This is a genomic window from Streptomyces sp. NPDC048566 (assembly GCF_043199735.1).
Classification (GTDB): Bacteria; Actinomycetota; Actinomycetes; order Streptomycetales; family Streptomycetaceae; genus Streptomyces.
The window spans coordinates 40,428-52,869 of sequence record NZ_JBICWL010000011.1; the positions used below are offsets into that span (position 1 = coordinate 40,428).

15 protein-coding genes are annotated in these 12,442 nt (G+C 72.9%); 6 read left to right on the forward strand and 9 right to left on the reverse strand.

Translation table 11 applies throughout. From position 1 onward, the window contains the following. Positions 1-24: 24 nt before the first annotated feature. The 4 genes from ACGFS9_RS18610 to ACGFS9_RS18625 all read right to left on the reverse strand — a co-directional run bounded on the left by ACGFS9_RS18610 (position 25) and on the right by ACGFS9_RS18625 (position 2,466). Entirely contained in the window at positions 25-882 is an 858-nt protein-coding gene (locus tag ACGFS9_RS18610; RefSeq protein WP_393254438.1) for a TetR/AcrR family transcriptional regulator, read from the reverse strand. A gap of 9 nt (positions 883-891) precedes the next feature. Beyond that, positions 892-1,404 carry a thiol-disulfide oxidoreductase DCC family protein gene (locus ACGFS9_RS18615; protein WP_393254439.1) on the reverse strand — a complete coding sequence of 171 codons (513 nt, stop codon included), beginning with the start codon at positions 1,402-1,404 and terminating at the stop codon, positions 892-894. Positions 1,405-1,409: 5 nt separating this feature from the next. Then, positions 1,410-1,817, reverse strand: coding sequence for a hypothetical protein (locus tag ACGFS9_RS18620; protein ID WP_393254441.1), 408 nt, complete (start codon positions 1,815-1,817; stop codon positions 1,410-1,412). Between the two features lie 238 nt (positions 1,818-2,055). After that, positions 2,056-2,466 (reverse strand): VOC family protein, encoded by a 411-nt coding sequence (locus ACGFS9_RS18625; RefSeq protein WP_393254442.1) that lies wholly within the window; start codon positions 2,464-2,466, stop codon positions 2,056-2,058. 281 nt (positions 2,467-2,747) lie between these two features. Between ACGFS9_RS18625 and ACGFS9_RS18630 the strand changes: the two genes are divergently transcribed. After that, complete coding sequence (locus ACGFS9_RS18630; protein ID WP_393254443.1) at positions 2,748-3,203, forward strand: TM2 domain-containing protein; 456 nt, start codon at positions 2,748-2,750, stop codon at positions 3,201-3,203. Next, a complete protein-coding gene (locus ACGFS9_RS18635; RefSeq protein WP_393254445.1) occupies positions 3,196-3,603 on the forward strand; it encodes a DUF2752 domain-containing protein in 408 nt (135 codons plus the stop codon). The genes ACGFS9_RS18630 and ACGFS9_RS18635 overlap by 8 nt, the downstream gene beginning before the upstream one ends. Positions 3,604-3,702: 99 nt before the next feature. On the opposite strand, the gene ACGFS9_RS18640 is transcribed toward ACGFS9_RS18635, so the two are convergent. The 5 genes from ACGFS9_RS18640 to ACGFS9_RS18660 form a co-directional block, all read right to left on the reverse strand. Then, the gene (locus ACGFS9_RS18640) at positions 3,703-4,482 is read right to left on the reverse strand and encodes a succinate dehydrogenase iron-sulfur subunit (RefSeq protein ID WP_393254447.1); all 780 of its coding nucleotides are present in this window, start codon (positions 4,480-4,482) and stop codon (positions 3,703-3,705) included. Beyond that, the gene (gene sdhA, locus ACGFS9_RS18645) at positions 4,482-6,236 is read right to left on the reverse strand and encodes a succinate dehydrogenase flavoprotein subunit (RefSeq protein ID WP_393254448.1); all 1,755 of its coding nucleotides are present in this window, start codon (positions 6,234-6,236) and stop codon (positions 4,482-4,484) included. The genes ACGFS9_RS18640 and sdhA overlap by 1 nt, the downstream gene beginning before the upstream one ends. Before the next feature lie 23 nt (positions 6,237-6,259). Further along, positions 6,260-6,751 carry a succinate dehydrogenase hydrophobic membrane anchor subunit gene (locus tag ACGFS9_RS18650; RefSeq protein WP_393254450.1) on the reverse strand — a complete coding sequence of 164 codons (492 nt, stop codon included), beginning with the start codon at positions 6,749-6,751 and terminating at the stop codon, positions 6,260-6,262. A 5-nt stretch (positions 6,752-6,756) separates the two neighbouring features. Further along, positions 6,757-7,137 carry a succinate dehydrogenase, cytochrome b556 subunit gene (gene sdhC / locus ACGFS9_RS18655; protein ID WP_393254452.1) on the reverse strand — a complete coding sequence of 127 codons (381 nt, stop codon included), beginning with the start codon at positions 7,135-7,137 and terminating at the stop codon, positions 6,757-6,759. A gap of 170 nt (positions 7,138-7,307) precedes the next feature. Further along, positions 7,308-7,877, reverse strand: coding sequence for a 2-oxo-4-hydroxy-4-carboxy-5-ureidoimidazoline decarboxylase (locus ACGFS9_RS18660; protein ID WP_393254657.1), 570 nt, complete (start codon positions 7,875-7,877; stop codon positions 7,308-7,310). Between the two features lie 316 nt (positions 7,878-8,193). Between ACGFS9_RS18660 and ACGFS9_RS18665 the strand changes: the two genes are divergently transcribed. From ACGFS9_RS18665 to ACGFS9_RS18680, 4 genes are all read left to right on the forward strand, one after another. Further along, the gene (locus ACGFS9_RS18665; protein ID WP_393254453.1) at positions 8,194-9,819 is read left to right on the forward strand and encodes a glycoside hydrolase family 20 protein; all 1,626 of its coding nucleotides are present in this window, start codon (positions 8,194-8,196) and stop codon (positions 9,817-9,819) included. 490 nt (positions 9,820-10,309) lie between these two features. Then, positions 10,310-10,882, forward strand: coding sequence for a hypothetical protein (locus tag ACGFS9_RS18670; protein ID WP_393254455.1), 573 nt, complete (start codon positions 10,310-10,312; stop codon positions 10,880-10,882). A 182-nt stretch (positions 10,883-11,064) separates the two neighbouring features. Further along, positions 11,065-11,445, forward strand: coding sequence for a hypothetical protein (locus ACGFS9_RS18675; RefSeq protein ID WP_393254457.1), 381 nt, complete (start codon positions 11,065-11,067; stop codon positions 11,443-11,445). A 225-nt stretch (positions 11,446-11,670) separates the two neighbouring features. Then, positions 11,671-12,288 (forward strand): RNA polymerase sigma factor, encoded by a 618-nt coding sequence (locus ACGFS9_RS18680; protein WP_393254458.1) that lies wholly within the window; start codon positions 11,671-11,673, stop codon positions 12,286-12,288. Positions 12,289-12,442: the final 154 nt, after the last annotated feature.

Consider the following 12,442-nt stretch of genomic DNA (forward strand, 5'->3'; position numbering starts at 1 on the left):
GCGGCGCCACCGGCCGCCCGCCCCTCACACCGTCCCGCGGGCGCCCTCCGGGCCGTCGCCGGCCGCCTCCCGGCTCCGCCGCGCGCCGGCCTTCGCGGCCGGGTCGGGCAGCGCCCTGGTCATCCCCGGCAGGAAGTCCGTGAACAGCTCGTGCACCTCGTGCACGAGGGGCCGCAGCAGCCGGAACCGGGCCAGCGACACCCCGCGCGCCGTCAGCCGCGCGCCCCGCTCGGCGAGCCGGTAGCTGCGCTCGCGGCCCTCCGTGCGGTCGAACACCCAGTACAGGACGAGCCCCATCTGCGAGAGCCACATCAACTCGGGCAGGATCTCGCGCAGTTCCTCGGGCACCTTGGTCTTCGCCCCGGCCAGCACCTCCTTGTGGACGCTGATGGCCTCGGCGCGCGCGTGCTCCGACTCGGGGGAGAAGGGGCTGAGCGGGCTGTCCGGGTCGGCGGCGTTCTTGAAGAACTGCACCGCGAACTCGTGGAAGGGCGTGGCGATGTCCAGCCACACCTTCAGCACGCCGCCCAGCCGCGCCTCCAGGTCGGTCTCCCGGTCCAGCACCTCGCGGACGGCCGCCTGGTGCTCGGCGGCGATCCGGTCGTAGAAGCCCTGGATCAGGTGTTCCTTGCCGGCGAAGTAGTAGTAGGCGTTCCCGACCGAGACCCCGGCCTCCTGCGCGATGGCCCGCATGGTCGTCTTGTCGTAGCCCCGCTCCTGGAACAGCCGCATCGCCGTCTCCAGGATCAGGGCCCGGGTCTGCTCGCTCTTGGCCGGGCTCCGGCCCGCCTCCCGGCCCGAGGGGGCGGCGGGGGCGGGGGAGGGGGAGGGGCCGGGCGCGGAGGGCTCGCCGGGGCCGGGGCTGTCTGTCGGTACGGGCACGGGACGAGCCTAACCAGTGGGGGCGGGTGAACATCCGCCGCCGTCGCAGGGCGGTGCGTACGTCCATCCCGCGGCCGGGTCGTAGCTCCATCCGTCGCCCCACTGGTAGGCGCCGCCGCCCGAGCGCCCGGACCGCCGGGTCTCGCGCCATTTGGCGGCGGCCAGCACCGCGCCGCGGGCGAAGGCCGCCCCGGTGGGGGTGCTCAGCCGGTGGGCCAGCGCCCGGTACTCGCGCAGCGCCCACAGGGTGACGATCCACGCGGGAGCTCCCTGGTAGACCTGCCCCGCGTCCCCCACCACGGTGATCTCGCTCAGGGTGGCGCGGTGGTCGATGCCGGGGTAGCGCCGCCGGGCCTCCTCGGAGGCGACCGGCACGAAGCGGAGCGGGACCAGTTGCGGCTGCCGGGCGAGCCAGTCCTTCAGGAAGGCGCACAGCGGGCAGTGCGGGTCGAAGAGGACGGTGAGCCCGCGGACCGGGACGCGCGAGGCGCCCCGGTCCGGGCCGGCCGGGATGCCGGTCACCGCTCTCACGCTCCGGCCGCGGGCGCGGTCCAGTCCGTCGGCCGCACGGGCGGGGTCTGCTCCCGCTCCATGACCCCCCGCCGGCGGATCTTGTTCAGCACGAACACGTTGCCCAGGTGCATGACGCCCAGCACCAGCAGGACGACGCCGAGCTTCGTGGAGAGTGCCTCGAAGATCTCGCGGGCGTTGCCGATCTCGTCGCTCTGGTGCAGGTAGAGGGCGACGAAGCCGAGGTTGACCAGGTAGAAGCCGACCACCAGGAGGTGGTTGACGGCGTCGGCGAGCTTCTCGTTCCCGTGCAGGACGTCCGACAGGAAGATCCGCCCGTTGCTGCTCAGTGTGCGGGCCACCCAGACCGTCAGCGCGATGCTGACGAGCAGGTAGATGACGTACGCGACGACTGTGAGGTCCATGTCCCCACCCCTTCTTGAACGCGTTCAAAACGCTGTCGAGGATGAATGTAGACCTCCTTTTGAACATGTTCAAGTCCGGTTCCGGTGCCGCTCTCCCGGACCGGGCCCGCCGGTCCGAACCGTGGCGCGGTCCCGGCTCGGGCGCGCGCCGTCCGTGGCGGGGCCGGCGGCGCCCCGCCACGGACCGCCCGGACCGCCCGGGCCGCCCGCGCCCCGACCGGGTCGTAGGGCCGGGCGCTCAGGCCCTGCGGGCGAGTTCGGGACGCTTGGTGTAGTCCGTCAGGCCGAAGACGTTGCCCCAGGGGTCGGCGAACTCCACGGTCCAGCCGGTGGCGCCGGAGTGCGGTTCGTCGAGCGGCGGGATGCCCGCGGCCGCCAGCGACCGGGCCGCGGAGCGGGCGTCCGGCACCTCCACCCACAGCCGCGGCGACGCCCACGGCGGCTGCCGGTGGCTCAGCTCCCCGTCGAGGCGCAGCAGCACCCCGGGCGTCTCCTCGCCGATCTTCAGCAGTGCGATCCCGGCCTCGTCGAGCCGGAAGGCCAGCGGGAAGCCGGCCCGCCCGTAGAAGTCCACCGCCTCGCCGATGTTCCCGACGGGCAGCAGCACGTTGTCGAGTCCGAGCAGTTCGTACGACACGTCATCTGACATGCCATCAGGTTAGGCAGGGCCGGGGGCGTCGACCGCGGGCCCGACCGCGGACCGAACATCCGATCACCCGTTGAGGCGATCCCGCTCGGGCGCGGGCCCGGCCCGGGCCCGCCGGGCTCCGCCCCGCGGCGCCGGAGCCCCGGGACGCCCACCGGGACGCACCGGACTTTTCCGGGAACCCCTTCTGCGCGACGGTCGTCCTCCTGCACGATGGCCTGAACGATCTCCGCCCTCGAACCCGTCCCGCGTCCTCGCGCGCGGGCGCACCAGGAGCCACCACCGTGACCGAGCAGCCGTACCAGCCGCCGCAGCCGCCGAACCAGCCGCCCGGCTACGGCTACCCGCACCCCGGGGCCACGCCGCCCGGCGGCACCGGGCCCTACGGCGCCGGGCCGGGCGGTCCGTACGCCCAGCAGGGTCCGTACGGGAACCCGGGCCCGTACGGATACCCGGGAGGCCCGGTCCCGTCCGGCGCCTACACCGGCGACCCGAACGCCCCGTACGGCTACGACCCCTACGGCCGGCCCTACTCCGAGAAGTCGAAGATCGTCGCGGGTGTCCTCCAGCTCACCCTCGGCGGGCTCGGCATCGGGCGCTTCTACCTGGGCCACGTCGGGATCGGCATAGCCCAGTTGTTCACCTGCGGGGGCCTGGGGATATGGAGCATCGTCGACGGCATCATGCTGCTCGTGGGCAACAGCGCCACCGACTCCGACGGCCGGGTGCTGCGTGGCTGACGTGGGCGCCGCGCGCCGGGCCGTGACGCGGCACCCGGCGGTGGCGCCCCTCGCGGCGGGCGCGGCAGGGGCGGCGGGTGCGGCCTATCTCTACCGCACCGACCCGCACGAGCCGGGTCACCTGCTGCCCGGGTGCCCCTTCCGGCTCGTGACCGGACTGCTCTGCCCCGCCTGCGGCGGCACCCGCATGGTCTACGACCTGATGCACGGCCACGCCGGCGCCGCCTGGCACGACAACAGGATGCTGCTGCTCGCCGCGCCCTTCGCGCTCGCCCTGCTGGCGCGCTGGACGGTGGAGGGCCTGCGGGGGCGGCACTGGAGTCCGCGGCCGACGGCGCGCACGCAGGTGCTCGTGCTGCTGGTGGCGGTGGCCTGGGCGGTGCTCCGCAACATCGTCTGAGCCCGCGGCCCGGGCCGCGGGACCCGCGCGGGCGGCCGAACACGCAAGGGCCCCGCTCCCGGCGGGGAGCGGGGCCCTTCGGCCGTTGCTGCGCGGCGGTCAGAAGCGACGCGTGATCAGCGCGCGCTTGACCTCCTGGATCGCCTTGGTGACCTCGATGCCGCGAGGGCAGGCGTCCGTGCAGTTGAACGTCGTGCGGCAACGCCACACGCCGTCCTTGTCGTTCAGGATCTCCAGCCGCTGCTCGCCGGCCTCGTCGCGCGAGTCGAAGATGAAGCGGTGGGCGTTCACGATGGCGGCCGGACCGAAGTACTGGCCGTCGTTCCAGAACACCGGGCAGGACGACGTGCACGCCGCGCACAGGATGCACTTGGTGGTGTCGTCGAACCGCTCGCGGTCCTCGGAGGACTGCAGGCGCTCGCGCGTCGGCTCGTTGGTGTCCTTCGTGATGAGGAACGGCATCACGTCGCGGTACGCCTGGAAGAACGGGTCCATGTCGACCACGAGGTCCTTCAGCACCGTCAGGCCCTTGATGGCCTCGACCGTGATCGGCTTCTCGGGGTTCAGGTCCTTGATCAGCGTCTTGCAGGCCAGACGGTTCTTGCCGTTGATCCGCATGGCGTCCGAACCGCAGATGCCGTGCGCGCAGGACCGGCGGAACGTGAGTGTGCCGTCCTGGTCCCACTTGATCTTGTGCAGCGCGTCGAGGACACGCTCCTTGGGGTCGATCTCCAGCTGGAAGTCTTCCCAGACCGCGTCCGCCGAGATCTCCGGGTTGAAGCGGCGGATGCGGAACGTGGCGGTGATGTAGGGGGAGTCGGCGAAACCGGGCTCGGGTGCGCCGGCCGCGTCCGCCTTGTCCAGGGTGGGAGTAGCCATCAGTACTTACGCTCCATCGGCTGGTAGCGGGTCTGGACGACCGGCTTGTAGTCGAGACGGATGGACTCGGTGCCGTCGTCGCCGACCTCGCGGTACGCCATGGTGTGGCGCATGAAGTTGACGTCGTCGCGGTTCGGGTAGTCCTCGCGGTAGTGGCCGCCGCGGGACTCCTTGCGGGCCAGCGCGGACACGGCCATGACCTCGGCCAGGTCGAGCAGGTTGCCCAGCTCGATGGCCTCCAGGAGGTCGGTGTTGAACCGCTTGCCCTTGTCCTGGATCGAGACGTTGCGGTAGCGCTCGCGCAGCTCCGCGATCTTCTCGACCGCCGTCTTGATCGTCTGCTCGGTGCGGAACACCATCACGTTGGCGTCCATGCACTCCTGGAGCTCCCGGCGGATGTCGGCGACCCGCTCGGTGCCCGTGGCGTCGCGCAGGCGCTCGACCTGGGCGACGACCTGCGCGGCCGGCTCCTCCGGCAGCTCCACGAAGCCGGCCTTCGCCGAGTACTCCGCGGCGGCGATGCCCGCCCGGCGCCCGAAGACGTTGATGTCCAGGAGGGAGTTCGTGCCGAGGCGGTTGGCGCCGTGCACGGACACGCAGGCGACCTCGCCGGCGGCGTACAGGCCGGGGACGACGGTGGTGTTGTCCGACAGGACCTCACCCTCGACGTTCGTCGGGATGCCGCCCATGGCGTAGTGCGCGGTCGGCTGGATCGGGATCGGGTCCGTGTAGGGCTCGATGCCGAGGTAGGTGCGCGCGAACTCCGTGATGTCGGGCAGCTTGGCGTCCAGCTGCTCCGGCGGCAGGTGCGTGAGGTCGAGGTAGACGTGGTCGCCCTCGGGACCGCAGCCGCGGCCCTCGCGGATCTCCGTGTAGATGGAGCGCGAGACGACGTCACGGGACGCGAGGTCCTTCATGACCGGCGCGTACTTCTCCATGAAGCGCTCGCCGTCCTTGTTGCGCAGGATGCCGCCCTCACCGCGGGCGCCCTCCGTCAGCAGGATGCCCATGCGCCAGATGCCGGTCGGGTGGAACTGGAAGAACTCCATGTCCTCCAGCGGCAGCCCGCGGCGGTAGACGGCGGCCTGGCCGTCGCCGGTCAGCGTGTGCGCGTTGGAGGTCACCTTGAAGAACTTGCCGGTGCCGCCCGAGGCGTAGATCACGGACTTCGCCTGGAAGACGTGGATCTCACCGGTCGCCAGTTCGTAGGCGACGACGCCCGCCGAGTGCTTGACGCCGTCCACCTCGGTGATGAGCTGGTCGAGCACGTAGAACTCGTTGAAGAACTCCACGCCCTCCTTGACGCAGTTCTGGTACAGCGTCTGGAGGATCATGTGGCCGGTGCGGTCCGCGGCGTAGCAGGACCGGCGGACCGGCGCCTCGCCGTGGTTGCGGGAGTGGCCGCCGAAGCGGCGCTGGTCGATCGTCCCGTCGGGCGTCCGGTTGAACGGCAGGCCCATCTTCTCCAGGTCGAGGACGGAGTCGATGGCCTCCTTCGCCAGGATCTCGGCGGCGTCCTGGTCGACCAGGTAGTCACCGCCCTTGACGGTGTCGAAGGTGTGCCACTCCCAGTTGTCCTCCTCCACGTTGGCCAGCGCGGCGGCCATGCCGCCCTGCGCCGCGCCGGTGTGGGAGCGGGTGGGGTAGAGCTTCGTCAGCACGGCGGTGCGGCTGCGCTTCGTCGCCTCGATGGCGGCGCGCATGCCGGCGCCGCCCGCGCCGACGATGACGGTGTCGTACTTGTGGATCTTCATCAGTGGTTGCCTCAGCCCCGTGCCTAGCGGATGTTCGGGTCGAAGGTGAAGATCACCAGCGTGCCCAGCAGGATCGTGAACACCGTGGCGGTGTACAGCAGGCCCTTCAGCCACAGGCGCGTGTTCGCCCGCTCCGCGTAGTCGTTGACGACGGTACGCAGGCCGTTGGCGCCGTGCAGCATGGCGAGCCACAGCATGGCCAGGTCCCAGACCTGCCACCACGGGTTCGCCCACCGGCCGGCCACGAAGGCGAAGCCGATCTTGGAGACGCCGCCGTCGAGGACGAGCTGGATGAGCAGGTGGCCGATGACCAGGACGACCAGGACGATGCCGGACAGGCGCATGAAGAGCCAGCCGTACATCTCGAAGTTGCCGCGGGTGGACTTCGGGGTCTTCTTGGTGCGCTTGCGGGGGGCCTCGATGAACGGGGCCGGGTTGTCGGCGCTGTACGCCGAGAACTCTCCGGACCCCTCGACGGGACCGATGCCGGAAGCGGCGGTGTCAGTGGTGGACATCTGCGTCAGCTCCCGAAGACTTCGCGGAATGCGTGCCCGAGGACGGGGTAGAGCGCCCCGGCCATCAGCACGACCCAGATACCGAGGACGGACCAGAGCATCTGCTTCTGGTAGCGCGCGCCCTTCGACCAGAAGTCGACGGCGATGACGCGCAGGCCGTTCAGCGCGTGGAAGAGGATCGCGGCGACGAGGCCGTACTCCAGCAGCGCGACGATCGGGGTCTTGTACGAGGCCACGACCTTGTCGTAGTCCTCGGGGGAGACACGCACGAGAGCGGTGTCCAGGACATGGACGAACAGGAAGAAGAAGATGAGGACGCCGGTGACTCGGTGAGCCACCCAGGACCACATTCCTTCCCGGCCGCGGTACAGCGTTCCAGCCGGCACGGAAGAACCCTCCGGGAGCGGGGATTGGGGCCGCGCCGGCTTCTGTGTCGGACGGGCCCGGCCGGGTACGGTCCACCGGCCCCGGCCATCGTAGCGACGTGTTGTCGGAACGCTCACAGCGGCCCTGTCAATGTGATCAAACCGGCAATCAATCAGCCACGTTCGGGCTATTACGGGCACCCCGTGCCGGCGGTGCGCGGGGTGCGGGTACCGTCCGTGACGAGCCGGGACAGCCGCCCGCGGGCCAGCCGCCGCAGTTCCTCGGCGGTGGTGACCCGCTCCTCCTCGGGATCGTTCGTCAACCGTGACCGGATGCCGCCGAGCACCTGGTCCAGCGCCTCACCGGGAGGGACGTCGTCGAGACAGATGACGAACACATGTCCGAATTTGCTCTCGTAGGCGGCGTGCGCCGCGCCGAGCGCGGTGTGCGCGGCGGAGTACGCCCCGTCCGGGAGCGGGGCCAGCGACTCGCCCGCCAGCGCTTCGGCCAGGTCGGCGGGGGTCAGGTCGTAAGCCGCCTCGTCGGAGGCGGCGAGCAGCGCCGCGAGATCCGGATAGGGGCGGTGGGCGGCCAGCCGGTGTGCCCAGCGCGGGCTGCGGCAGCAGGTCAGGAGGGCGCGGATGATCTCCTCGGCGGGCGCGCCGTTGAACCCGTCCAGGCGGGCCGGGGACGGCTCCGCGCTCTTCTGGACGGGCAGGGCGACCTGGCCGGGGAGAGGAGGGAGACGGTGGGACGTCAGCGTGGATCCTCGGCGGTGGGGCGACGGGCGCGGACGGTCGGTGAGCGTGACGTGCGCGCGATGCGTGTGTTTCGGCAGGGGAACAAGTGAAACCTGTGCCGGCCACGCTATCGAGGTGTGACCGGAGCTGTCCGACCGACGCCTGGATTTCACCCGGACGGGAGAGTTTCGGAACCGGCGGTGGACGGCAGCGGTGGCGGCCGGAGAAGAGTGCGCGGTGGAGTGGAGAGGTGGACAGCGGAATGGAGGAGTACACCTGGATGGAGGACAGGACCTCCCCGGGGAGCGGCCTCGACGACGGAATGAGGGTGGCGGCGTGACGGGTGGCAGGCGGCGGGCGCCGCGACGGCAGGCGTGGTGGCGGACCCGGACGGCCGCGGGCGGTCTCGCGGTCGCGGGCGTCGTCGCGGTGGCCGCGGTGGTCTGGCCCGGCGGCGGCGGTGAGCGGAGCGCGGCCGACCCGTCCAAGGCCGCGACCGCCGGCGTGTCGCCGAGCGCCAGCCCCTCGCCCACCAGGAGCTACCCGCTCTCCGAGGCGCCGCGCACCATACCGGCCGTGCGGGAGCACACCGCGGCCCGCGGACCGGGCTGGCGCCCGGCCTCGGGGGGCCGGGTCGTCGTGGACGACGCCGCGCTCGCGGACGAGGGCAAGCTGCTGGCCGGCGAACTGAAGCTGACCTACGCGGGCCGGGAGGACGCCCGGGACGGCGACGTCGAGCTGGGCCTGAACGACGGGACCGGGGGACCCGAGTCGTACACGCTGACCGTCAGGAACCACCGGGTCACCGTCAAGGGACCCGCCGAGGCGGGCGTCTTCTACGGCACGCGCACCCTCAAGCAGGAGGTGCACGGCGGCGGAACCGCCCCCGAGGGCGTGGTCAACGACCGGCCGGCGAAACCGCAGCGCGGCTTCATGCTCGACATCGCCCGCAAGCACTTCACCGCGGGCTGGATCGAGGACCGGGTGCGCGAGCTCGGGGACCTGAAGTTCAACCAGCTCGGCCTGCACTTCTCCGACGACCAGGGCTTCCGCATCGCGTCCGACACCCACCCCGAGATCGTGTCGAAGGAGCACCTGAGCAAGGCCGAGGTGCGCAGGATCGTCGCCCTCGCGGCCTCCCGGCACATCACCGTCGTACCCGAGATCGACTCGCCCGGGCACCTCGGCGCGGTCATCGCCGCGCACCCCGACCTCCAGCTCCGCAACGTCTCCGGTACCGCCACGCGCGGCGCCGTCGACATCTCCAAGCCGGCCGCCGCCGACCTCGTCGACGACCTGCTGAACGAGTACGCGGACCTGTTCCCCGGCGCCTACTGGCACATCGGCGGCGACGAGTACCAGGCGCTGACCGTCGCGAACCCGGCCGCCTCCTTCCCCCAGCTCGCCGCCGCCGCCCGGAACAAGTACGGCGCGAACGCGAGCGTCGCCGACCTCGCGACGGGCTGGCTGAACGACCGCGCCGCCGTGGTCCAGGGGCACGACCGGACGGCGCGCGCCTGGAACGACGGGTTCTTCCGGGGCGGCACGGTCCAGGCCGACGACGGCCTCCAGGTCGCCTACTGGACCGGCAAGGAGATCGGGGCCCGGCCGCCGGCCGAGTACCTGAGCGCCGGACGCAAGGTGATCAACTACAACGACGAGTTCCTCTACTACGTCCTCGGCGAGCCGCAGACCTTCGTCTACCCGACCGGGCAGCGGATCTACGAGCAGTGGACGCCGCTCGTACTCCGCGGCACGGACCCGGTCCCCGCGCGGTACGACGCGCAGATCCTCGGCGGCTCCTTCGCCGTCTGGTGCGACCTCTCGAACGCCCAGACGCAGGACCAGGTCGCGGCCGGCATCCGCATGCCGCTGCGCGCGACGGTCCAGAAGCTCTGGGACCCGGGCAAGCCCGAGCTGTCCTGGTCGGAGTTCTCGGCGCTGGCGAAGCGGCTGGGCTGAGGCCCGGGCCGCGCGCGGCCCGGCCCGGGGTGCTCGCCCCCGGCGCCGCCCCGGCGGCCGTTCGCACCGTCCTCCTCGGGCGGGAGCACCCCGCGCGGGACGCCGGAGAGCGCTCCCGGGAGCGACCGGGCCGACCGGCCGACCCGCGTCCGACGGGCACCGGTTCGTCCGCTTCTCTGGTCAACCACCTCACCCGTGTGGTCTATTCGGCACCCAGCCGCCGAGGCGACCCGACCGGGGGGACGCGTCGGCCGGTTCCAGGACGTGCTGCCCGCCCGCGCCCACGGCGGGGCAGCGTCGGCGCGGGGGCGCCGGACGTCCGGCGGGCCCGCGGCACGTCGTCGCGAGGTGGCCGAAACCCGTTCCTCGGCTCCCTCGGTCGACACCGCCCGGTGTCGCTGTGACACTCCTGGACCGTCGCACGCAGTAAGGGGAAGTGCGGGCTCCGTAAGGCGAGGGCGCCCTGTCGAGGCATTTCGAGGGAGTCGTGATGAGTCTGGTGGAACTGATCGCTCGGGCCGACGAGAGAAGTCTGGCGGCGAGTGGTCTGGCTTGTTTGGATCGGTGCGTGCCGCTGCTGGGCGGCGACGACGACATCCTGCGGCCCCTGTGGGCGTGCCTCGCGGACGAGGACCTCTGGGCCGACTGGGAGACGCGTCTGGCGCAGGCCCGCGCCAAGCTGGACGCGGGACCGCCCGAGCCGCCGGCGACCGACGAGGACCACGCGGCCGTCCTCGCCCGCCTCATGCTCGACACCGTTCCCGTGCGGCCCTCGGAGGAGGAGCTGCGGGCCTGGGCGGACGCCTGCTCGCTGACCGCGCTGCGGGCGCACCGGCGCCTCGACCACGCGGACGACTCCACGTCCTGGCCGACCGTCCGCGAGGAGGGGCGCACCGAGGGCCTGTCCCCGCTGGTCGCCGCCGAACTGCGCCGCCAGACCCTCGTGCTGGAACTCCTCGACGAGCACGGCACGGGCGGACTGCGCTTCGTGCTGGACGCCTCGGTCGAGGCGCGGCGCGTGCTGCGGGCCGTGGTCTCGCGCCGGGCCCGGGGGCGGTCGTAGCCGGTTCCCGCCGACGGCGGGACGGGCCCGGCGCCGCCTTCCCCCGGGCCGCCGGGCGCCAAACCCGTGTCCCCGCGGGGTTCCTGTGACGTTCCCGGGGTCCCGGTGGCGGTCCTGGGCCCATCTCGCGCAGCCGCACCCGGCCGGGTGACGCATCCCGCTCCCGCCGCGCTCTACGAAGTGTGAACGCTACACGGACAACCAGACCCGTTGCCGCGACGAAGCCCGTGCGCTGGGCGGCCGATGCGGTCGCGACCATGCGCGAGGGCGCTCGGCTGCGCCTCGACTACTCCGCGCAGAGCTTGTGGAGGGTCGACCGCGTGATCGAGGAGATACGCCGGGAGGGGGCGCCGTACGCCGCGGTCGAGAGCGTGTTGCGCGGGTTCGGCGCCTACGCCGGCGAGGTGGTGGCCCGCCGCACGGGTGCCGAATGGTGGGAGACGGGCGGCCGGCACCGGCTGCGGACTCCCGACGGCCGCGACTGGGACCCCATCGACGAGGCCCGCCGCGCCTACACGGGCGAGGGCTCCCTGCGCCTGCTGTGCCGGGAGGCCGTCCGCTGAGGCCGCCGCCGTGCCCCCGCCCGGACGGACCCGCCGCGGCGGCGCGAGCGCGCCGGCACCGCTCCCGCCGGTGGCCCGGCGGGCCCGCGGCCCGGGCGGGGCCGGGCGGCTGACGTGCTGTGACATTTCCGTGGGGACCGGCGCTGATGACCATGAGAGCGTCGGCGCGGTGGTCCGGGCCGGCGGTCGCACACTCGGGCGAACTCGGCGTGAACGAGGACAGTGTTGGGCCAGGGAGGGGAACCCCGCCGCGCACAGCCGCACGACGGCGAACTGGGCGTGGCCGTCGCGCGGGCGCAGCAGGGGGACGAGGCCGCCTTCGCCGCCGCGTACCGGATGGTCCAGCCGCGACTCCTCGGATACCTGCGGGGGATCGTCGGGGACGACGCGGAGGACGTGGCGTCCGACGCGTGGCTGGAGATCGCCCGGGACCTGGGGAGGTTCCGGGGGGACGGCGCCGGGTTCCGTGGCTGGACCGCGACGATCGCCCGGCACCGCGCGCTGGACCACCTGCGGCGGCTGAAGGCCCGTCCGCGCGGCACGCCCCTCGAACAGGACGTGCTGGACCTGCCCGGCCGGCACAGCACGCACGACGAGGCCCTGGAGTCGCTGTCCACCGAGCACGCCCTGCACCTGGTCGCCGGGCTGCCGCGGGATCAGGCCGAGGCGGTGCTGCTGCGGGTCGTCGTCGGCCTCGACGGGCCGGCCGCGGCGCGGGTGCTCGGCAAGCGGCCGGGCGCGGTGCGCACCTCCGCCCACCGCGGTCTGAAGCGGCTGGCGCGCCGGCTCGCGGCCGAGGGAGGGACGGACGGCGCGCCCTCGGCGCCGGGGGAGGCGGGATGACGCCCGCGCCGCGGGCCGCGAGGTGGGCGGCGGCGGAGCCGGACGAGTGCCGTGGGCGGGCCGGGGGCCGCGGGGGAGCGGGCGCGGGCCGGGGGACCGGGCGGGACGGCGCCGGTCGCGACGGGGCGGCCGGGGAGGCGCGGCGGGCCGGTAC